This window comes from Timonella senegalensis JC301, assembly GCF_000312125.1.
Lineage (GTDB): Bacteria > Actinomycetota > Actinomycetes > Actinomycetales > Cellulomonadaceae > Timonella > Timonella senegalensis.
Genome location: NZ_HE978641.1, coordinates 346,983 through 367,260, shown reverse-complemented (window position 1 = coordinate 367,260; position 20,278 = coordinate 346,983). Strand labels below are relative to the sequence as shown.

16 protein-coding genes and 1 tRNA gene are annotated in these 20,278 nt (G+C 60.0%); 8 read left to right on the top strand and 9 right to left on the bottom strand.

The window, feature by feature from the left end; translation table 11 throughout:
* The 4 genes from HGSM_RS01615 to HGSM_RS15030 form a co-directional block, all read left to right on the top strand.
* A partial coding sequence (locus HGSM_RS01615; RefSeq protein ID WP_081581256.1) for an Hsp70 family protein occupies positions 1-1,344 on the top strand: 1,344 nt, incomplete at its 5' end.
* A complete protein-coding gene (locus HGSM_RS01610; protein WP_019146990.1) occupies positions 1,341-1,892 on the top strand; it encodes a nucleotide exchange factor GrpE in 552 nt (183 codons plus the stop codon). The genes HGSM_RS01615 and HGSM_RS01610, both read left to right, overlap by 4 nt.
* A gap of 273 nt (positions 1,893-2,165) precedes the next feature.
* Positions 2,166-3,143: a DnaJ C-terminal domain-containing protein gene (locus HGSM_RS01605; protein WP_019146989.1), complete on the top strand. Its 978-nt coding sequence runs from the start codon at positions 2,166-2,168 to the stop codon at positions 3,141-3,143.
* 6 nt (positions 3,144-3,149) lie between these two features.
* The gene (locus tag HGSM_RS15030; protein WP_407635102.1) at positions 3,150-3,767 is read left to right on the top strand and encodes a heat shock protein transcriptional repressor HspR; all 618 of its coding nucleotides are present in this window, start codon (positions 3,150-3,152) and stop codon (positions 3,765-3,767) included.
* A gap of 66 nt (positions 3,768-3,833) precedes the next feature.
* Here HGSM_RS15030 and HGSM_RS13500 read toward each other — a convergent pair whose 3' ends face one another.
* From HGSM_RS13500 to upp, 3 genes are all read right to left on the bottom strand, one after another.
* Positions 3,834-4,586 (bottom strand): winged helix-turn-helix domain-containing protein, encoded by a 753-nt coding sequence (locus HGSM_RS13500; protein ID WP_019146987.1) that lies wholly within the window; start codon positions 4,584-4,586, stop codon positions 3,834-3,836.
* Positions 4,587-4,951: 365 nt separating this feature from the next.
* Positions 4,952-5,425 (bottom strand): rhodanese-like domain-containing protein, encoded by a 474-nt coding sequence (locus HGSM_RS01590; protein WP_019146986.1) that lies wholly within the window; start codon positions 5,423-5,425, stop codon positions 4,952-4,954.
* A 255-nt stretch (positions 5,426-5,680) separates the two neighbouring features.
* Positions 5,681-6,319 (bottom strand): uracil phosphoribosyltransferase, encoded by a 639-nt coding sequence (gene upp, locus HGSM_RS01585; RefSeq protein ID WP_019146985.1) that lies wholly within the window; start codon positions 6,317-6,319, stop codon positions 5,681-5,683.
* A 110-nt stretch (positions 6,320-6,429) separates the two neighbouring features.
* Between upp and HGSM_RS01580 the strand changes: the two genes are divergently transcribed.
* Both HGSM_RS01580 and HGSM_RS01575 read left to right on the top strand, forming a co-directional pair.
* On the top strand, positions 6,430-6,927 hold the full coding sequence (locus HGSM_RS01580) for a nucleoside deaminase (RefSeq protein WP_230197462.1): 498 nt from the start codon (positions 6,430-6,432) through the stop codon (positions 6,925-6,927).
* Between the two features lie 124 nt (positions 6,928-7,051).
* Positions 7,052-7,138, top strand: a tRNA-Ser gene (locus tag HGSM_RS01575).
* 72 nt (positions 7,139-7,210) lie between these two features.
* Here the strand turns inward: HGSM_RS01575 and HGSM_RS01570 are convergent.
* From HGSM_RS01570 to ebgA, 5 genes are all read right to left on the bottom strand, one after another.
* Positions 7,211-8,551 carry an APC family permease gene (locus HGSM_RS01570; protein WP_019146983.1) on the bottom strand — a complete coding sequence of 447 codons (1,341 nt, stop codon included), beginning with the start codon at positions 8,549-8,551 and terminating at the stop codon, positions 7,211-7,213.
* A 241-nt stretch (positions 8,552-8,792) separates the two neighbouring features.
* Positions 8,793-10,421 carry a VaFE repeat-containing surface-anchored protein gene (locus tag HGSM_RS01565; protein WP_081581255.1) on the bottom strand — a complete coding sequence of 543 codons (1,629 nt, stop codon included), beginning with the start codon at positions 10,419-10,421 and terminating at the stop codon, positions 8,793-8,795.
* 379 nt (positions 10,422-10,800) lie between these two features.
* Positions 10,801-12,279: an amino acid permease gene (locus tag HGSM_RS01560; RefSeq protein ID WP_019146981.1), complete on the bottom strand. Its 1,479-nt coding sequence runs from the start codon at positions 12,277-12,279 to the stop codon at positions 10,801-10,803.
* Between the two features lie 37 nt (positions 12,280-12,316).
* Positions 12,317-12,772, bottom strand: a complete 456-nt coding sequence (locus HGSM_RS01555) for a hypothetical protein (RefSeq protein ID WP_019146980.1) — start codon at positions 12,770-12,772, stop codon at positions 12,317-12,319.
* Positions 12,769-15,864 carry a beta-galactosidase subunit alpha gene (ebgA, locus tag HGSM_RS01550; RefSeq protein ID WP_019146979.1) on the bottom strand — a complete coding sequence of 1,032 codons (3,096 nt, stop codon included), beginning with the start codon at positions 15,862-15,864 and terminating at the stop codon, positions 12,769-12,771. Before ebgA ends, HGSM_RS01555 begins: the two co-directional genes overlap by 4 nt.
* A 180-nt stretch (positions 15,865-16,044) precedes the next feature.
* On the opposite strand from ebgA, the gene HGSM_RS01545 reads away from it, so the two are divergent.
* Positions 16,045-17,082, top strand: coding sequence for a LacI family DNA-binding transcriptional regulator (locus HGSM_RS01545; RefSeq protein WP_019146978.1), 1,038 nt, complete (start codon positions 16,045-16,047; stop codon positions 17,080-17,082).
* Between the two features lie 16 nt (positions 17,083-17,098).
* Here HGSM_RS01545 and HGSM_RS13495 read toward each other — a convergent pair whose 3' ends face one another.
* Positions 17,099-18,262, bottom strand: coding sequence for an HNH endonuclease family protein (locus HGSM_RS13495; RefSeq protein ID WP_019146977.1), 1,164 nt, complete (start codon positions 18,260-18,262; stop codon positions 17,099-17,101).
* A 336-nt stretch (positions 18,263-18,598) separates the two neighbouring features.
* Between HGSM_RS13495 and pgi the strand changes: the two genes are divergently transcribed.
* Positions 18,599-20,254 carry a glucose-6-phosphate isomerase gene (pgi, locus tag HGSM_RS01535; protein ID WP_019146976.1) on the top strand — a complete coding sequence of 552 codons (1,656 nt, stop codon included), beginning with the start codon at positions 18,599-18,601 and terminating at the stop codon, positions 20,252-20,254.
* The last annotated feature ends 24 nt before the right edge of the window (positions 20,255-20,278 follow it).

Genomic DNA, 20,278 nt, shown 5'->3' with positions numbered 1-20,278 from the left:
TTGGTAGTCTCAGTTGACGTTTCCCTCCTTGAGGTTGGTAAGGATGAAGACGACTTCTCCACCATTCAGGTTCGTGCAACCTCCGGTGACAACCGCCTCGGTGGTGACGACTGGGACAACAAGATCGTTGAATGGCTGATCGCAGAGGTCAAGAAGAACGACGGCGTGGACCTGTCCAAGGACAAGATCGCACTCCAGCGTCTGCGTGAGGCTGCTGAGCAGGCCAAGAAGGAACTCTCGTCCGCTCAGTCCACCAACATCAACATGCAGTACCTCTCCATGTCGGAGAACGGCCCAATCCACCTCGACACACGCCTCACCCGCGCACAGTTCGAGCAGATGACCGCTGACCTGTTGGCACGTGTTGAGGCTCCATTCAAGGCTGTCATCCGTGACGCCGGAATCAACGTCTCCGAGATCGACCACATCGTTCTGGTTGGTGGATCGACCCGTATGCCAGCAGTGACCGAGAAGGTCAAGGAAATGACAGGTGGCAAGGAGCCTAACAAGGGCGTCAACCCTGACGAGGTCGTTGCAGTTGGTGCAGCATTCCAGGCTGGTGTGCTGAAGGGCGAGCGCAAGGACGTTCTGCTGATCGACGTCACCCCACTGTCCCTGGGTATTGAGACCAAGGGCGGCGTGATGACCAAGCTCATCGAGCGCAACACTGCTATCCCAACCAAGCGTTCGGAGATCTTCTCCACTGCTGAGGACTCCCAGCCAAGCGTTCTCATCCAGGTGTTCCAGGGTGAGCGTGAGTTCGCTCGCGACAACAAGCCACTGGGCACCTTCGAACTGACCGGCATTGCACCAGCACCACGCGGTATGCCACAGATCGAGGTCACTTTTGACATCGACGCAAACGGTATCGTGCACGTGTCCGCTAAGGACAAGGGCACGGGCAAGGAGCAGTCGATGACCATCACCGGTGGATCGTCCCTGCCAAAGGAAGACATCGACCGCATGGTGCGCGAGGCTGAAGAGCACGCGGCTGAGGACAAGAAGCGCCGCGAGGACGCCGAAACCCGCAACCAGGCTGAGTCGTTCGCGTACTCCATTGAGAAGCTTCTCAAGGAGAACGAGGACAAGATCTCAGCTGAGGTCAAGAACGAGGTCCAGGAAGCTCTTGACGCTTCCAAGAAGGCCCTCGAGGGTGACGACATCGAGGACATCAAGGCCAAGAACGAAACCCTGACCACCGTTTCGCAGAAGATCGGCGAGGCCCTGTACGCACAGGAGCAGGCCGCTGCAGCGAACGGCGAGCAGCCAACTGACGCTCCAGCCGCTGACAACGACGAAGACGTTGTCGACGCTGAGATCGTGGACGAGGATGAAAACAAGTGAGTAACGAGACCCCAGACGCCGAGGGCGTAAACCCAGAGCAGCCGGACTCGATCGATCACTTGGACTTCGAGCCGGAAGGTGTCGAAGAGCAGAGCCAAGAGGCGCCCATTCAGACTGAACTTGAAAAGGCTCAGGCTGATGCGGCATCTCACCTGGCTGACCTTCAGCGGCTAAACGCTGAGTACGTCAACTTCTCCAAGCGCGCCAAGCGGGAACAAGAAGCAGCCCGGGGACGTGGCGTCGAAGACGTCCTGAACTCGCTGCTCCCCGTTCTCGACGACATCACTCGCGCGGACCAGGCAGGCGAACTGACCGGCCCGTTCCAAGCAATCTCGGAGAAGCTGAACGGCGTACTGGGCAAGTACGGTGTCGAGTCGTTTGGTGCAGTGGGCGAGGAGTTCGACCCCAACCTGCACGAGGCACTCATGCACCAGACGTCCGCTGACGCCACTAGCACCACGATCACTCACCTGATCGAGGTCGGCTACAAGATTGGTGACCGCGTGGTTCGCGCCGCACGCGTCGCCGTCACAGGTCCTGAAGACTGATTCGTCTTCTTATGCGAGGCGCGCACTGCTCACAATGAGCAGTGCGCGCCTCGCGTTCATAACTCAATACTGATTTTCGACGATTGTGGTTGGTCCCCAGCACCAATCCAGTAGCGCTGAGCTGCGGTGGGCAGGTGGGTGACGCGATCCGAAGGATCGCTGGAGCGTGAGACCACGCCCGCGAGCGTGGGGCTGGAAGCCAAGCAGAATCGTCGAGAATTTCATACTTAGGTCAAGGGCAACAGCCATATACACCATACGAAAGGAGACACCTTGACTGGTCAAGACTGGCTAGAAAAAGATTTCTACGCCACGCTCGGTGTCTCAAAGGATGCCAGCGAGCAAGACATCAAGAAGAGCTACCGGAAGTTGGCTCGTAAGTACCACCCCGATCAAAACCAGGGTGATCCCAAGGCTGAGGCCAAGTTCAAGGAGATCGGTGAGGCCTACGCGGTCCTCTCCGATAAGGAGCAGCGCCAGCAGTATGACGCGATCCGTTCCATGGGCTCGGGTGGCCGGTTCACCGGCGGCGCCGGGGGAGCGGGCGGCTTTGAAGATGTGTTTGGCGGCATGTTCGGCGGTGGTGGAGGCTCATACTCCACGCAGGGCGCTGGTGGCTTTGAAGATATCCTTGGCGGCCTATTCGGCGGCGGTGGAAGCCGCGGTGGATTTGGTGGCGCAGGCTTCAGGGCGAACCCGCCACAGGCCGGTGCGGACATCACGGCTGCTACGACCATGTCGTTCAAGCACGCAGTCCTAGGCACCGAGGTGACCCTGACGGTGGATGGGCGTACCGTCAAGGCGCGTATCCCCGCTGGTGTGCAGGACGGACAGAAGATCCGCCTGCCTGGTAAGGGCCGCCCCGGATCGGGCGGCGGGCCAGCTGGAAACCTAATCCTGACTGTCAAGGTGCAGCCACACCCCGTGTACTCGCTTGACGGCGCGAACATGCGTATGACACTGCCGATCACGTTTGATGAGGCGGCGCTCGGTTCTCAGATCGACGTGCCGGTGTATGGCGGCGACACGGTCAAGGTCAAGGTCGCCCCGGGCACGCCATCAGGCAAGGTGCTGCGCATCAAGGGCCGCGGAGTGAAGACCTCCAAGACCACGGGTGACCTGCTGGTGACTCTCAATGTTGTGGTTCCTCAGAACCTCAGCAAGGAAGCCAAGGAAGCTGTCGAGGCGTTCGCGGCAGCAACCACCGGATCGAACGTTCGGTCCGATATTCTGGCGAACGCAAAGGAGTGATGAGCCATGCGGGTTCGAATGGTTCTTGATGAGACGGCACGTGAAGACGAGCCGATCTTTGTCATCTCCAAAGCCGCCGAACTCGCGGGCATGCACCCCCAGACGCTGCGGCAGTACGACCGCATCGGATTGGTGTCGCCGCGGCGCACCTCCGGGCGCGGCCGCCGCTACTCCAAGCGCGACGTGGTCCGACTGGTCCAGATCCAAAAGCTCAGCCAGGAAGAGGGGATCAACCTCGCCGGGATCAAGCGGATCTTCGACCTTGAGGACCACGTGCGGACGCTCGAAGCACGGGTCGAGCTGCTCACCGCACAGGTAAATCCGGGCTCCCGAATCTTCACAGCGGGAACAGAGGGCGACGTGGTGTCTCGGCGCCGCGGGGCCGCGTTCTTGCGGAGAGGAGCGGAGAGAGGCGCTGGGCGTACGGGGCACACCGGTCACGCGGAAGCGCGTCGGCGTAACGGGCGTAAGGGTCCGTTGCAGTTGACCGCCAGGGTTGAGGAGATCTCCCGGACCGAGTTCGAGGAGAGCCACTTGGGCCTGGAGTTTGGACCCAATGGCGAGATCATTCGGCATTCCTCGGGCAAGGGGAACGCTGTCATTATTTGGACCCCGGACGAGTAAGTCTTATCTCGTCTTATCTCGGTTGTGGAAAGGTCGCGGACCTCAGCTGTGTAGTGGCCGCGGACCTCAGCGGTGCAGGGGTCGTGGAGCCGGCGGGATGACATCGATCTGCTCGGTTAGCTCGAACTTATAGCCGGACCCGCGCACCGTGATGATGTGGTTTTGCAGGCCCAACTTTTCGCGTAGCCGCCGGATGTGCACGTCAATCGTGCGGGAATCAGTGTGGACCCCAGTGCGCCAGATTGAGTTGAACAGTTCCTCGCGTGAAATGATCCGGCTGGCCGAGTTGACCAGGTAGGCCAGCAGTTCAAACTCCTTATATGTGAGCCGCTGCAACTCCGAGTCCGCGATGACGCGGCGGTTGTGGAGATCGATGACTACGCGCGGCGCGAGCGCGCGATCAAAGTCGGGGAGTGACGCGTTGCGCGTGAAGTCGACTGGCTCGTTGAGGTAGTCGGCATCCGTGGAGTAGTCGTAGGGTGGTCGGGCCTGGCGCTGTTGGGGCCGGATCGGCTGGCTCGATCGGCGCGCTGTGCGTGGTGCTTGGTAGCGTTGGGCGCCGTGGCCGCGAGACGATCCTGCTTGCACTGGACGTGTGCTCGGCTCTGGTTCACCTAGGGCGAGGGTGGTGTGGGTCTGGGAGTTTGGAAGCAACTCCCGCGCTAGTTCGCCTAGCGCCTCCGCAATCTCAATGATGTCTGCGGACTTGACCCTCTTGGCGCCGGGGAGTTCGTTCTCGTTGGCTGCGAGTCCGACCCATAGGTAAAAGCCAGGCTGGTTTTTCGCTGAAGGTGGAAGTTCGTGAGTTGGGGCGGACATGCGCTCTCCAGTGTGTTGTGTGGTGATGGCTCCTAAGGCGCAGGCGTAGCACGCGCTTCGCGGGATCGGGGAGCCGGGGTGTCTGTGATTCTTGGTAGGTCGTTCTTGGTGAAAAGACGAAATCAGCGACAACAACACGCACGCGAACAGACGAGCATGCCAATGCGCACCATCATGGTGGCGTTACGGGGCATGGTCGTGGTTTGCATAGACTCAACAATGCTTGCTTGACCCAGAAATGAGTAGCAAAATAGCCAAGAATCTCATGCTCTGAGCAAACGTAAAACTGCATGTATGGAAAGAAAGGGCGCGAAATCCGCTAGATTTCGCGCCCTTTTCAGGAGCTCATGTCTCGGATGGTGGTCTTACTCTGTGACGAGGAGGTCTGCCGAAAGTGCCCCGACTCCGCCGTTCAGGCCAACAGTGCTGGTGATTCCAGCCTCTGCCATGGCGCTCTGAGCCACGGCTGAGCGGTTTCCGGAGCGGCAGTAGATGGCGTAAGTGCCGGCAGGGTCGAGCTCGCTAATTGCCTTTGCGAAGTCGCTTGAGTTCACGTCAATGTTCACGGCTTCTGGGAGGTGCCCGGTGGCGAACTCGTGAGGAGTGCGAACATCGATGATGGTGACGCCCTCGGAAGCTGCAACCTGGAGGAATGTGTCAGTGTCGACGTGCTTCCCGAACGATTGCGACGGGTATGCGTAGCCGGCGGTGGTGCTCGATTCTGAGCCCTGGCCGTTGTCGGTGGACGAGGGGGAGCATGCGGCAAGGGTGCCGGCAAATGCGACTGCGCTCAGTGCGGCGGCGATGCGAGCCGAAATTGTGGTGCGCGGGGTGGACATGGTGATCTCCTCAAACTAAGTTGAGTCAAATATACCCCAGGGGGTATTCGAGCGGAGGGGTGGGAGGCTCGAAATGCGTCGCAGTTCGTGTGGTCACGCGCCACCGGTTGGCGGTGTGCCCCGCAGCCGCTCACTGCCAACGCCTCAGCCGCCAGTGCACCCGAGCGCACATGAGCGCCACATCCCCCAAACAACAAAGCGCCGGCCCACGTGAGATTCACGTGGGCCAGCGCTGAGAGTAGCAGTGCGCTGAGATCAGTCGACGATGCCGTACAGACGGTCGCCAGCGTCTCCAAGGCCAGGCACGATGTATGACTTCTCGTTGAGGCGCTCATCGATCGCGGCCAGAACGAGCTTCACATCCGCGCGGTCACCGATCTTGTCCTCGAGGACCTTGACGCCCTCCGGTGCAGCGATGAGGCACACGGCGGTGACGTCGCGCGCACCGCGCTCGATCACGTAGTTGATTGCGTCAACGAGAGTTCCACCGGTCGCGAGCATTGGGTCGAGCAAGAAGACCTGACGCCCAGTGAGGTCGTCTGGCAGGCGGTTTGCGTAGGTGTGGATCTCGAGGGTTTCCTCGTTGCGCTGCATGCCAAGGAAGCCAACCTCGGCGGTTGGAACCAGTCGAGTCATGCCCTCAAGCATGCCGAGGCCCGCACGAAGAATAGGGATAACGATTGGCTGAGGATCCGCGATCTTGACGCCAACGGTGTTGGTTACGGGCGTCTGGATGGGGTGCTCAACGGTGAGAACCTCGCGGGTCGCCTCGTAGGCCAACAGGGTCACGAGCTCGTCAACGAGCTGGCGAAAGGTTGGGGACGCCGTTTCCTTGTTACGAAGGACGGCGAGCTTGTGGGAAACAAGTGGGTGATCGGCTACGTGGATGCGCATACATTAACCGTACCTTTCCACCAGCCTTCTCACGCTCGAAATCGGCGACTACATGGGGAAAATCACGAGAATTACCCGCCGCTCTCGCGCTCGTTTGGGAGAATGGGCCCATGTCGAACTCTCAACGCCCGCCCACGAGCCGCTGGCACGAGCCCATGGGCCTCGCTCTGGACCAGGCGCGCGCGGCCCTGCGTGCCGATGACCCGCAGGGCCATCCGGCAGACGTGCCCATCGGCGCTGTCCTGCTGGGACCGGACGGTGAGGTCATTGGGCGGGGGCACAATCGTCGGGAAGTTACTCACGATCCCACCGCCCACGCCGAGGTGCTGGCCATCCGTGAGGCGTCCGCGGCCCTTGGCCGCTGGAGGCTCGACGACTGCGCGCTCGTGGTCACGTTGGAGCCCTGCGCGATGTGCGCTGGCGCGATCCTGCTAGCCCGGATCCCCGTGGTGGTTATCGGCGCGTGGGATGAGAAAGCTGGGGCCACCGGATCCGTCTGGGACATTGTGCGCGACCCTCGGATGAACCACTTTGCGCAGGTCATCCCGGGTGTGCGGGAGCAGGAGTGCTCCGCACTCCTCACAGACTTTTTTGCTTCACGACGATAGTGCTGGGTTCCAGCGCTGGCACCGATCTTGCGGGGTCGGGTTGGGCAACGTGACCCAACGCACGCCCTGATTGTGGCTCGAGGATTTTGTTCTCGGCTCGTGATGGGTAAACTAGATGACGCAAGGTAGTGTGTCCGAGCGGCCGAAGGTGCAACACTCGAAATGTTGTGAGGTGTCAAAGCCTCCGGGGGTTCAAATCCCTCCACTACCGCAGCAGAAGGGCCCCGCAGGAGAAATCCTGCGGGGCCCTTCGTTTTTCCTCGGTGTGTTCCGGGCCAGAGGGCTACGCCCCAGTATCCGCTGACGCGCTCGCGACGTTGCTCTTCGCGCGGTAACGCACTGCGAAGACCGCAAATAGCAGTCCCGCAGCGAGTATGGGCAAGCTGAGCAGCCACACGCTTGACTCAACTTGGGACAGGAGGAGCACAGACGAAACCATTCCTCCGACGGGTAGCGCTGCGGGTACGCGGAAGTGATTGTGCTCTACTTTGTCTTTGCGCAATACCAGCACTGCGGCATTCACTGCAAAGAAGACCACGAGTAGAAGTAAGGTCATCGTGCTCGCCAGGACCGCGATACTTCCTGTGAATGCGAGGATCATTGAGAGGAGTGTCGTGAGAAGAATCGCCACCCAAGGTGTACGTCGCTCCGGCAGAACCCGAGTCAGAACATTTGGTAGCAAACCGTCTTTAGCCATCCCGTACGCCATCCGAGAAGACATGATTCCCGTCAGGAGCGCACCATTCGCAACCGCGATGAGTGCGATGGCACTGAAAACTGTAGGCGGAAGAATGTTTGCGGCTTCCACGACCTGAAGCAGTGGTGCATCCGAACTGGAGAGCTTTTCGGTGGCTACTGCGCTCGAGGAGACGACCCCCACTAGAACGTATATGGCGCCTGCGGCGACTAGTGCCCCAAATAGGGCTCTGGGGTACGACCGAGATGGGTCCTTTGTCTCTTCGGCAATGGTCACACTCGTTTCAAAGCCTACAAACGAATAGAAGGCGAGAACTGAAGCAGCGAGTACAGCGTTGAACGGGGAATGCTCGGGCGTTCCTAGTTGGGAAAGTCGGGAAACATCGCCATCGCCGCGGCTCAGGACTATGAAGCCGAGAGCGACAACAAGTAGGAGCCCTCCTACCTCGATGATTGTGGCCACTCTGTTTGCCCCCATTGACTCAGAGATTCCCCTAGCATTGAGTGCTGCGAGCCCAATGAGGAACACAACGACCACAAGGAGTACGGGGAGTTGGATGAACTCAGACAGGTAATCACCAGCGAAACCCAGAGAGAGGGCTGCTACGGAAACTACACCGGCAGCCAGCATAAAGAAGCCTGCCAAGAAGCCGGCGAATGGGCCAAAAGCCCGGTGTACGTAGTGTGACGAGCCGCCAGCTCTCGGAAACTTTGTGGCGAGTTCAGCGTAGGAACCGGCGGTAAGAAGCGCAACAAGGAGGGCCACGAGGAGAGGGACCCATACAGCGCCACCCGCGATGCCAGCGATTTCTCCAATGAGAACATACACGCCCGCTCCCAGCACGTCACCCAAAATGAAAAAGAACAAGCTCCACGTTGTGACAGCCTTGCGGAGGCTTGTTTTACTGGTGTTTGTGTTTTCATCCATACAGACATCTTGTGAGAGAAGCGCAGGAGTTGCATGTGGAGGGGGCATTGTCCTCACAAGCAGATGGTTCCTATAGATGAACTCAAGATGAGCCAAAATTGAGGGTGAGGGCGTGAGAGAGGGCCACTACGTTAGCGAGATCCCTTTAGCCGCGGCGAGATCCCGCTTCTCAAACGTGAGTTCGTCACGGTAAGCGGGATCTCGCGAGGAGTTGCGAGGACGGGCTGAGCCTAGGGCGGTGCTAGCTCTTGCGGCGCCTCAAGGCGACGAGCGTGATGCCTCCTGCAACAAGGAGGACGCCTGCCGCTCCAGCCGCTAGTCCACCGAACCCAGTCTTTGCCAGCTCGCCGTGAGTTGGGGTGGGCTTGGCAGATGCGGAGTCGTGGACCTCAACCGTTGGCGTTGGTTCTGGCTCTTCGGTGGGTGTTGGGGGCTCTGCAGGTTCCGTGGGTTCAGGAGTTGGCTCCTGCGGAGTCGATGGTTCCGGAGTCGGTTCCTCGGTTACTGGTGGTGCGGGTGGCTCCTCAACCTTGCCGCGGTACACGGTCTGGGCTTCGTCAAGGATGTCGGTGTGCTCAGCCACGAGTTCAGTACCTTGGTACAGCCGTTCGTAGACCACGATCGTGGCCCCGTTGAGTGTGTTAGCGGGGACGGTGAACGTGAGGTCAACCGTGCCAGACTCCTCGGCAGGAATGAACGAGCGAGATGCGAGGATGCCGGTCGAGACTGCTTCTGCACCTTCACGAACCATGAGCTCGCCCTTGATGGAATATTCGGTACCAGGAATGAGACCCGAGTAGGTGACCTCGTCCAAGACTGTGACTTCCCCGGTTGGTGCAAGCTGCTTGTCACCGTCCGCGTTGTCGCTCGCGTGGGTGGATAGTGCAGGGACTGCTTCCCACGACGCCGTGGCGGTCGCGCTGACCTTGACTTCGTCGGAGGACGAAATCATGAGCGTCTGGTAGTGGGTCTTTTTGGTGATGTTTGTGACCAGAAGGCCCGTGTAGCGTGATCCGGTAAGTTCCACGGAAATGCCAGCGCTGCCGGGCTTGGCGTCCGAGGGGACATCGATGAACAGTTCCGTTGTGCCCGGAACCCGGGCCAGATCGACAGCGTTCCCATCTGCGTCCACAAGGGGGTATGGGGAGTCAGTGGTCAGCGAGATGAAGTCCTCGGTAGACTCGATCACGATCGGTCCAACACGGGTGCCTACCCGCCCATGAGCCCCAGCTGCCTGGATATCGAGAGTTGGTTCAAGAACCTCCGCGCGCCCCACATTTGCGTCTCCTGTGAGGTAGGCAAACAGAGCCTTGACTCGGGTCTCCGTTGCCTTGTCTACACCGTTGACCTTGGTCAACGCGCCGGCGTCAGTCAGGCTCCAGATCGCAGCCTGGGTTGCAGCAATTGCGTCCTTCGTGGTCAAGCCCGACAGTCCACTGACGGCCTCCAGCTCAGCCAACGAGCGGTTTGGGTACGAGTTGTACACGATCCAGGCAACGGCCTCGCGGACCTTCTTATCGGTGCGGAACTTGTTTGAGCCGGGGAAGGAATCCCAGCCGGCTACGCTCAGGTTCGAGTCGTACTTGGCGCTGACCGTCATCTCGATGCAGTAGGCGAACTGGTTTGGCGTGGATCCAGGGGCCGTATATACGGGGAATAGGCTGGTGCTCGCGGGCCCCTCGTATCCCGCAAGGACCACGGAGTGACCCTTCACGGACTCTGAGGAGTGGCCCATTTTGGGGTAACCATCCGGGAAGGTCTCGGCGCTTGCCGCGCCAAGAGGGCCCAAGATCAGGGTTGATACGAGAATGAAGAGCAGAGCGGTGAGCCCGCGTAACCGTCGACGTGGTTTTGTAGTGGTTGAATGCATGCTTTGAACGCTAGCGGCTCAAAATACGCCTTGGACCTGCATTAACACCATTTTTGATGGGCACATGTGCCCTACCCATTTGTGGAGAACCTCATCCGGATTCCTTGAGACGGCTCTTCTTGCCACCGCCTATCCCATCGAACGGATGATTATTGATCCGTTGGGCATCGAACGGATCAATAATCATCCGTTCGATGAGGAGGGGTGGGGCTAACTGTAGGCACAACGAGAGGCGGAGGGCTAATGGGGCGTGACTCGATCGTCGAGAATCAGGAGCGGCGCAAGCCGCACAAAAAACGGGTGTGGGGCCCGGTCAAAGACTGAGCCCCACACCCGCTACGGAACGTCCCCCAAACGGTTAGGGGAGATCAGAAGGTCGTCAGACCTCGGAGTTCTCGCGGGCCATGCGGATAGCCGATGGTTCCAACTCAGCCGCGGCAGCCTCAGGGTCAGTCTCGCGCAGGCGCTTCATGTAACGGTTGTAGTGCCAGATAGCCCAACCAAGGAAAACGACCACGCCACCCACGTTGTAGACCAGAGTCAGCCAGAACTGCTGGCCGTAAGGCAACGTTCCCGCAAGGAACACAAAGCTGAACACAACTAGCAGGAAGCCGGCGATAGCAAGACCAACCGTGCGCGAACCCATGCGGTAATCGCGCTCAAGGTGGTCATAACGCTTACGCAGAGCGAAGTACGCGAGCAGGATGAACAGCGGTGGCAGCAGGGCAGTTGCAGCGGTCATGTTGATGACAATGTTCAGCAACTCGTTGATGTCGCCGGAACCGAGAGCCGGAATGATCAGGATTGGAACAACGATTGCGAACTGAACCCAAGCGCCGCGAACCGGGATGCCAGCCTCGTTGAGCTCGACGAGCTTCTTGCCAAAGATTCCCTCTGGGATCTCGGAAAAGAAGATCTTCACAGGGGTGGAAGTCCACATCAAAAGCGAACCGAGGTTCGCCGCCAACATGATGACACCAACACCGCGGTTCATGATGTCGGCAGTCACACCGAAGTGGGCTCCCACAGCACCGATGGTCTCGAAAACACCGTTCGTGAACGAAATACCGCCTTGAGGAACAAACACGGTCATCAGCAGCGAAGCAACTGCGTAGATGAGACCGATAGCGATACCCGAGATAACGATGATGCGGATGAACGCCTTAGTGCCGCCGCGAAGGTCATTGATGTAGACCCCAATCGACTCCGCGCCACCAACCCCCTGGATGATCCACGCCATGACACCGAAGAAGCCCCACATGACTGCGAAGGACGAGAAGTCCGGGGTCATTGCCTTCACGGTAATTGGGGTAGCTGGCTCAACGCCGCCAACGAGTGCTGCAACAGAGAAGATAATGAAGGCGAAAGCCATCAGAATCATCAGGGTTGCACCGATCGAGGTAACCGAGCCAATCCACTTGGCGCCCTTAGTGGACACCCAGGTAGCAACTGCGAACACAAGGATCGAAACGATTGTGATTGTGGTTTGAGACATCACCATCTCCTTGCCGAAGAAGGCGAAGGACGCGTAGGTGAGCACCAGAGGAAGCAAGGACGCAAAGTAGAACAGGTTCACAAACCAGTAGCAGAATGCGCCCATGAACGCCCAGCGTCCACCGAGCGAAGTCTTGATCCACTGGTACACGCCGGATTCGGAGTTCTTGTTGAGGCCAACGAACTCGGCGATTACCAGAGTGAACGGGATGAAGTAAATGATCGTTGCAAGGAAGAACGCAGGAGCGGAAGCAAGCCCGATCTCCACGTTGTTGTTCACAACGTTCTTGAAGTTGAAGACAGCCGCGACGGTCATTGTCAGCAGGGCGAACTTGCCGATCGTTCCGCGATTCGTTTCGGTCATGATGGTCTTTCCGGTTAAAGAATGTGCAGGGAAGGAATTACTTGTTGTGGAAAGAAGCACCCTCAACGGTGATTCTTAAGACAGCGATGTGTGCGTGTGCGTCTTTGGAGATGCGCAGAGCTTCAGTAATCTCCGTGACTAGAGCCTCGCCAGGGGCGAGCGTGAGGGGGGTGCCAGCACCCTCAAAGTGCTCGCGGTCGGTGAGATCGCTGTAAGGGGTGTGCCGCGTGAGATCCGTCTTCTGGGCCAGCTCAACCGTGACGTTCGAATCGAGGGCGATGATGACCTCGAAGTAGCGTCTGTGTCCCACAAACAAGTCATCCGGCGAGTGCTTGTCTGCGGTGGTCTTGTGATAGGTCAGAGAGTCCACGATCGAGTACGCGCGGTTCTCCTCGATGCGCTCAAGGTTCTCGATCGCAAGGAGCGCCCGGTTCCACTTCTTAACGCCCTGGTGGGCAGCCTGAAGAAGGTCAATGCTGGGATAGTGAATCATGACTGCTCTCCTGGGAAAGTGCGGGACAGGTCCGCGAGGTCGATGTCGTGCGAACGCAGTGGCGCCAGCACGAAGGAGTACTCAAAGTCCGCCATGTTCAGACGGTGCGAGTCGAGGACCTCTGAACCCCACGAGTTGGAGCCAAGTCCCATGAGCTGGTGGTCGATGTTGAAGGTGATTGCCGTTGGGTCCGCCTCGAGGTCGTCAGCGTGACGGGCCTGGTCAATGTTTGACATGGTGTACGGCCACGCGGAGATGTTTAGTGGAGAGCCGAGTGCCTTCACGAATAGCCCCCGACCGTGGTCATCGCTGAGCGCTGCCCAGCGAACGTCGAGGTGGTTTCCGTTGTCCTGCGGGACAACGTACGGAGTGAATGCCGTGTGGACGTTGGTGCGGTAGCGGCCAATCAAGTTCGCCTGCTGGGAATCCGAGTAGTTCTCACCAGGTCCGCGGCCGTAGAACTCGAGGTTCTCGAACGCCGGTGCGACGCCAAGGTCTAGGCCGATCTTCGGGATGATGTCTGTGTATGGGCCGTACGGAGTTCCGGACAGCTTGACAGTGACAGTGCCGTCAGCCGCGATAACCCACTCGTAAGTGGCGCGGATACCGAAATTGAAGACCGGGGGAGCGATGCGAACCTCGGCGGTTACAGCCACCGTGCCGTTCTCTTCGGTCCACCAGAAGTTCTTCAGTGATTGCTCGCACTGGCTGAACAGGTTTGGGCCCCACAGGTCGTCGTACTCCTGCTGGTGGTTGTCAATCAGTGGGCGCCAGATGTTGATCCGAGGTGCGCGGGTCACGATCGTGGCGTTGTTGACGGTCCACGAGGTTAGGCTTCCCGACACGGAGTCAAACTCGATGGTCCAATCGTCGCCGGAAACACTGAGGGTGTTGAACTCTTCGCTGACCTTTGGTGCGGTGGCTGGGGTTGCTGCGCTCGCGGCGGAAACTGCGGCGGTGTCCCCGCCCGCGATGTCCACCGCGCCCAGCGACGGAGCGGGAACCGACTCGGCCGCGAACTGGTAGGCAGCTAGTGGCCAGTTGGACTGGGCGTACGAAGTGGCTGCGTTCTTGGACACCCGCACGTTGACGAAGAGCTCGCCGGCAGTTGCCTCGAGCATGCGCGGGAGCTGCAGGGTTACTTTTTCGCGCGGAGCAACAGCGCCAGGCAGAACGGAGACGGAGTCGACCACTGCGCCGTCGACCTGTGCCTCAACGGTCAGGGTGACACCCTCGAGCGTGGAGAACCAGTAGGCATTGCGGATGGTTACTTCCCGGGTGGTCGCGTTCAGGACGCGAACAGGCGAGATGACCTGCTTGTACTCGGTCAAGCCCGGGCTTGGCTCCTGCCAAGGGAACACGAGGCCATCGATACAGAAGTTGGAGTTGTTGGGGAAGTCGCCGAAATCGCCACCGTACTTATGGATGCGTTCGCCTTTCTTGCCTTTAGCGCGTACACCGTGGTCGGACCATTCCCAGATGAAGTGTCCCTGGAGGTTATCCCACTTGTCGAAGACCTGCTGGTACTCACTCAGACCGCCGGGGCCATTGCCCATGGCGTGGGAGTACTCGCAGTTGATACGTGGCTTGGACGCTGGCAGTTCACCGAACTGGTTCATCTGGGAAACGCGGGAGTACATGGTCGAAATGATGTCCACAACCTCTGCATCGCGGTCCTCCTCGTAGTGCACAAACCGGGTGGGGTCGAGCTCCTTGGCGCGCTTGTACATCGCTGGGATGTTGCAGCCGTAGCCAGACTCGTTACCGAGGGACCAGATGATAATCGATGGGTGGTTGCGCTGGGCGAGCACGTGACGCTCGATGCGATCCACAAAGGTGGTTTCCCACTCGGGGTTGTCAGTCAGGCAGGACAGGTTTCCAACATTTTCGAACCCGTGGGTTTCTAGGTCTGTCTCCGCGATCACGAGCAGGCCGTAGCGGTCCGTGAGTTCGTAGAACCGTGGGTCGTTGGGGTAGTGCGCGGTGCGCACGGCGTTGATGTTGTGCTGCTTCATGAGCACGATGTCACGTTCGACGCGCGCCATGCCGACTGCGCGCCCGCGGATGTCGTCGTTGTCGTGGCGGTTGACGCCGTGCATCTTGAAGTAGGAGCCATTGAGCAGCATGAGGCCGTCGACGATGCGCACATCGCGGAAGCCGACGCGCTGCGGCACGAACTGGGTGGTCGCGCCTTCAGCGTCAATCACGGTCATGATGAGGTCGTACAGGTATGGAGTCTCTGGGTTCCACCAGGTCACGGCATCGAGCGACGCGTGGATGCCCTCTGCTGGGGTTGTGGTGCCGCCGGCTACAACCGAGTCGCGGTCGAGCAGTTCCCAGCGGACTTCCTTGACGTCCCCGGTGGTGTCGAGTGAGACGTTGAGTTCGCCGGCATTCGACTGAATGCTGTGGAAATCCGTCTTGGTGGTGGTGACCACGAAGTCGTTCAGTCGGGCTGCTGGCTGCGTGGTCAGGTAGACGTCGCGGAAGATTCCTGAGGCCCACCACATGTCCTGGTCTTCCACGTAGGTGGCGTCCGAGTACTGCAAGACCTTGACCGCGAGGAGGTTGTCGCCCTCAACTAGGGCAGTGGTGATGTCGAACTCTGCAGTGAGGCGCGAGCCCTTGGAGAACCCGATGTAAGTGCCGTTGACGTAGACCTCGAAGTAGCTTTCAACGCCGTCAAACTTGATGTAAGTCCGGTCGCCTTCTCCGTGCGGCGCCGTCCGGAACGTGCGCTGGTAGGCGCCGGTTGGGGTGTCGGAGGGGACGTGAGGAACGTCGATGGGGAAAGGGAAGCCCTCGTCGGTGTACTGCAGTTTGCCGTATCCGTCGAACTGCCACATGTGAGGGACCTCTACGGAGTCCCAGCCACTTACCGCAGTTGTGGTGAATTCTGCGGGCACGCGAGCAGGACCGTCGAAGAGGCGGAAAGACCACGTGCCACTGAGCGAGACGAACCCTTGGGAAAGTGCACGCTGCATCGACCGCGCGTGGGTGGCGGAGTCATATCCGAACGCGTAGGCGCGTCCTGGCAAGCGATTCTGGTGTGTCCGCTGGGGGTCTTCCCAGGGGAGAACTGAGGGCTTCATTGACCATTACCTTTGTTTGGGGCATGTCGTGTATTGGTTCCGATCACGTCATGTAACCGGTTACATGCTTCGATGGTAGCGTGTGATTTAGATAAATGAAACCGGTTACATCAAGAAACTTTCAAAGTCCCTGCGCCGCGCAGTGCGCCACCCCCGCACGCATCGAGGCCCATAGATAAGATGATCTGGGAAAACACCGGGATCGAGGAAAAAGTGGCAAGTAAAGCAACCATCAAGGACGTGGCAGCGCTCGCAGGCGTTTCCCGGGCCACGGTTTCGCGAGTCCTCAACGGCACAGCAGTAGTCTCAAAAGAGACGAGCCAAGCGGTTCAACGGGCGGTCGAGGAAACCGGCTACACCATCAACGCCCAGGCTCAAGCCCTAGCGCTCGGCCGCACCAACACCATCGGGGTACTGCTCACCGAGCCCTTTGACGAGCTCTACGAAGACCCCACCTACTCGTCGATCATGCGCGGAATCACCGAGGCACTCGCGGAAACCCAAATGTTCCCGCTCCTGTTCCAGGCCTACACCGCGGCCGAGCGGGAGAAGGCCTTTCGGATCATCAAGCGGGGCGCTGTCGACGCGGTCATTCACCTCTCACCCTTCGACGACCCCGAGGGCCTCGCGACCCTCGCCGACTCGCGGATCCCCGTGGTTCTGTGCGGCCAGATCATCGGCGAGAGTTACTCGGACCGCTTTTCTTGCGTCTACGCAGACGACGTCGAGGGTGCCGAAATCGCTGCACGGCACATTGCGGACCTAGGCAGCACAAATATCGGACTGATCATGGGGGAGCGCCAGGCCCCAGCGACCCGAGATCGTCTCGTTGGTTACGGCAATGTTCTTGGGGAAAAGATTCACGACGATCGGGTCATCTTTGGTGGGTGGGACCAGATCACTGGAGCTCGCGGTATTGAGGAACTGCTTACGCGCGATCCATCGATCGACGCCGTTATCTGCGGATCTGACCGAATAGCTGCCGGTGCAATGGAGTTCCTACACGCACGTGGGATTGAAGTTCCGCGTCAGATCGCGATCATCGGCTTTGACGATCACAGGGTCGCCAGCCAAACGTCGCCTACGATGACGACCATTGCTCAGCCTATGAATCTCCAAGGCCGCAAAGCAGCGGAACTCGCACTCGACATGCTTGCTGGAGGCGCGCCACAGACGGTTGTCTTGGAGATGGAGCTCAAAAAGCGCGAGTCTGCCTAGCCAGCACAGTTAAGAGTTAGATGCGCGGCGCCCGGTATCCCGCATCACGTGCGTCCGTTTCGGTGACAAAGCACTGCTCCGGGTGAGTGCGGTTGTAGGACTTGCTGGACGGCGTGTGGTAGATCCAACCGTTGCTGCCCTGATTGCCCTTGATGGGGGCGCTTCCCGGACATTCGGTCTTGCTGATGGGAGCCTTGGGACCGGATCCGGACTCCTTCTTTGGCTTCTCGGCGTCCTTCTTGGGCTTGTTGTCCTTCGCTCCGGAAGCCCTGGAAGCCCCGGAATCTCCAGCAGCCCCACCCGCCTCCACCAGACCAGCAGTGCCGGGGGTGTTGCCGTTGGACTTGATTGGTTTGGGGACGTCCTTGATTGCGGGAATCGCGCCCGAGCAATCCTCGAGTACTCGCGCAATCGCGTTCTTCTCTGCTTCGGTCACCCACAGGCCGTACTTGGCCTTGACGTCCACCTGGCGTGACACATACTGGCAGCGGTAATCGCGCACGGGCGGGAGCCAGGTGGCTGCATCGCCGTCGCTCTTTTGCTGGTTGGTGGGACCGTTGACCGCAATGAGATTGAGCGGGTCGTTGGCAAAGTTCTCGCGAGCCTTCTCGCCCAGCTGCTGAGCGCCCTTTTGCCAGGCGTCGGAAAGCGCGACCACGTGGTCGATCTGCACTCGGTTGGAATGTGGGCCGCGCTCAAAGTCGATCTTCATGCCGGAGTACGGGTCCGCCAGCGTGCCCGACGCGACCACGCAGCCGTTCGTCTTGGGCTTGTACAGGAGCTTGGCGAGGTCTCGGCGCAGCACGTCGTTGCGGGTGTCGCAGCCGTTCCGGTCAGCATCCGCCCAGCTCTGGCCGAACTGGTCTCGGCTGTACCCGGTCTTTGGCGCGCGCCCCTTGACGGGCAGCGTGGCTAGTTTTGCCGCGGCAGTCTCGTACGTTGCCGATTGGCCCTCGGTGGTTGCTGGCAGGGTGCCATTGATTTCCGACGATTGTGCCCCAGTTCCAGCACCAACGAAACTCACGCTCTGGTCATCCACCACGATTCCCGCCGCAGCGTTTGCGGTGGAAAGAACCAGAGTCAAACTGACTGCGAGTTGCTTCCAGTCGGTGGCGCGAGCGGGGTTGCGTCGAATCTGGCGTGAGGTCGCGGACGCGCGCAGACCAAGGGAGCGGAGCATGGGGCAAATATCCTGTTCACGTGGGGGTGACCCCATCATATGGACCTCCACTGACAGGGGACGGGATCGGCGCGCAACCACAATCGTCGTGAATCTGGGCCGCGGCAGCGGACCAAAAGGGAACTCGCGTGAAGGTGGGCTGTGGGCTGGAATCCGCGTAGGCCTAAGGGCCACCCGCTGGACAGCAAAAGCCGGTAGGCTTTTCGTGGACCTAACGGCGTTTTGCCCCTGGTTCCAGCGCACTGTAGGGCGGCACCAATCCCCACATTTACGCGGCCACGCGCCGCCCGCTGGAATCTGCATGCGCCGACCACATCAGATGAAAGGGAGACATCTGTGTCTTCGTATGACGTCACCGCATCGTCGGCTTGGGACGCTCTAGTTGAGGAGAAGGCGCTGGTCGAGCAGACCACGCTGCGCCAAAAGTTCGATTCGGACCCTCACCGCGCCTCCTCGATGAACGCGCAAGGAGTGGACCTGCACCTGGACTACTCCAAGAACCTGATCCGTCACGAAACTGTTTTCAAGCTCATCGACCTTGCCACGGCTGCGGGCCTGCGCGAGAAGATCGACGCGATGTTCGCGGGCGAGCACATCAACATCACCGAGGACCGCGCCGTACTGCACACTGCGCTGCGCGCTCCACGTGACACCAAGCTTGTGGTCGACGGCCAGGACGTCATCAAGGACGTGCACGAGGTCCTCGATTCCATGGAGGTATTTGCCAACAAGGTGCGCTCGGGCGAGTGGCTCGGCCACACCGGCAAGACCATCACCACCGTGGTGAACATCGGTATTGGTGGCTCGGACCTCGGCCCGGTCATGGCGTACGAGGCACTGCGCGACTTTGCTGACCGCGGCATCGAGTGCCGGTTCGTGTCCAACATCGACCCCACCGACGTGTACGAGAAGTGCCTCGGCCTGGATTACGAGCGCACCCTATTCATCGTTGCCTCCAAGACGTTTGGCACCGCCGAGACCCTGACCAACGCACGCCAAGCTCGCACCTGGTTGATCGAGGCGCTCGGCTCGGACGAGGCCGTGGCCAAGCACTTCGTGGCAGTGTCCACCAATGCGCAGCGCGTGGCCGACTTTGGCATCGACACCGCCAACATGTTCGGCTTCTGGGACTGGGTTGGCGGACGCTACTCGTTCGACTCGGCTGTCGGCCTCTCGCTCATGCTCTCCGTGGGGCCGGACAACTTCCGCGACATGCTCGCGGGCTTCCACGCCATGGACGAGCACTTCCGCACAGCTCCGTTTGAGGAAAACGTTCCAGTCCTCATGGGACTGTTGAACGTCTGGTACAACAACTTCTTTGGCACTGGATCGCACGCGGTCCTGCCGTACTCGCAGTACTTGGTACGCTTCCCCGCCTACCTGCAGCAGCTCACCATGGAGTCCAACGGCAAGTCCGTTCGTGTGGACGGCACCCCTGTGTCCTCCTCCGCAGGCGGCTTCGAGGTCCAGACCGGCGAGATCTTCTGGGGCGAGCCAGGCACTAACGGCCAGCACGCGTTCTACCAGCTCTTGCACCAGGGCACCGAGATGACCCCGGCCGACTTTATCGCGTTTGCTCAGCCAAACCATGACCTCGGCGCCATGCATGACCTGTTCATGTCCAACTACTTTGCGCAGACCGCAGCCCTTGCGTTCGGCAAGACCGCCGACGAGGTTCGCGCCGAAGGCACCCATGAGGAGATCGTGGCGCACCGCGTCATGCCAGGCAACCGTCCAACCAACTCGATCCTCGCCGAGAAGCTCACACCTTCCGTGTTGGGCCAGCTGGTTGCGCTCTACGAGCACATCACGTTCACGCAGTCCGTCATCTGGGGCATCAACGCGTTCGACCAGTGGGGCGTTGAACTGGGCAAGCAGATGGCACTCCAGTTCGAGGGCATGCTCACCTCCGAGGACACCCCCGAGTATTCCGCAGACGGCTCCACCAACGCGCTGATCAAGAAGTACCGCGCGATGCGCGGCCGCGCCTGATCGCTCGCTGACGTAAAGCGGCGG

What these genes read in the sequence shown, in the direction of transcription:
- HGSM_RS15030 (WP_407635102.1), top strand. Translation starts at nt 3,150, where the DNA reads ATGCGGGTTCGAATGGTTCTTGATGAGACGGCACGTGAAGACGAGCCG.
- HGSM_RS13500 (WP_019146987.1), bottom strand. Translation starts at nt 4,586, where the DNA reads ATGTCCGCCCCAACTCACGAACTTCCACCTTCAGCGAAAAACCAGCCT.
- HGSM_RS01590 (WP_019146986.1), bottom strand. Translation starts at nt 5,425, where the DNA reads ATGTCCACCCCGCGCACCACAATTTCGGCTCGCATCGCCGCCGCACTG.
- upp (WP_019146985.1), bottom strand. Translation starts at nt 6,319, where the DNA reads ATGCGCATCCACGTAGCCGATCACCCACTTGTTTCCCACAAGCTCGCC.
- HGSM_RS01580 (WP_230197462.1), top strand. Translation starts at nt 6,430, where the DNA reads ATGTCGAACTCTCAACGCCCGCCCACGAGCCGCTGGCACGAGCCCATG.
- HGSM_RS01570 (WP_019146983.1), bottom strand. Translation starts at nt 8,551, where the DNA reads ATGGATGAAAACACAAACACCAGTAAAACAAGCCTCCGCAAGGCTGTC.
- HGSM_RS01565 (WP_081581255.1), bottom strand. Translation starts at nt 10,421, where the DNA reads ATGCATTCAACCACTACAAAACCACGTCGACGGTTACGCGGGCTCACC.
- HGSM_RS01560 (WP_019146981.1), bottom strand. Translation starts at nt 12,279, where the DNA reads ATGACCGAAACGAATCGCGGAACGATCGGCAAGTTCGCCCTGCTGACA.
- HGSM_RS01555 (WP_019146980.1), bottom strand. Translation starts at nt 12,772, where the DNA reads ATGATTCACTATCCCAGCATTGACCTTCTTCAGGCTGCCCACCAGGGC.
- ebgA (WP_019146979.1), bottom strand. Translation starts at nt 15,864, where the DNA reads ATGAAGCCCTCAGTTCTCCCCTGGGAAGACCCCCAGCGGACACACCAG.
- HGSM_RS01545 (WP_019146978.1), top strand. Translation starts at nt 16,045, where the DNA reads ATGATCTGGGAAAACACCGGGATCGAGGAAAAAGTGGCAAGTAAAGCA.
- HGSM_RS13495 (WP_019146977.1), bottom strand. Translation starts at nt 18,262, where the DNA reads ATGCTCCGCTCCCTTGGTCTGCGCGCGTCCGCGACCTCACGCCAGATT.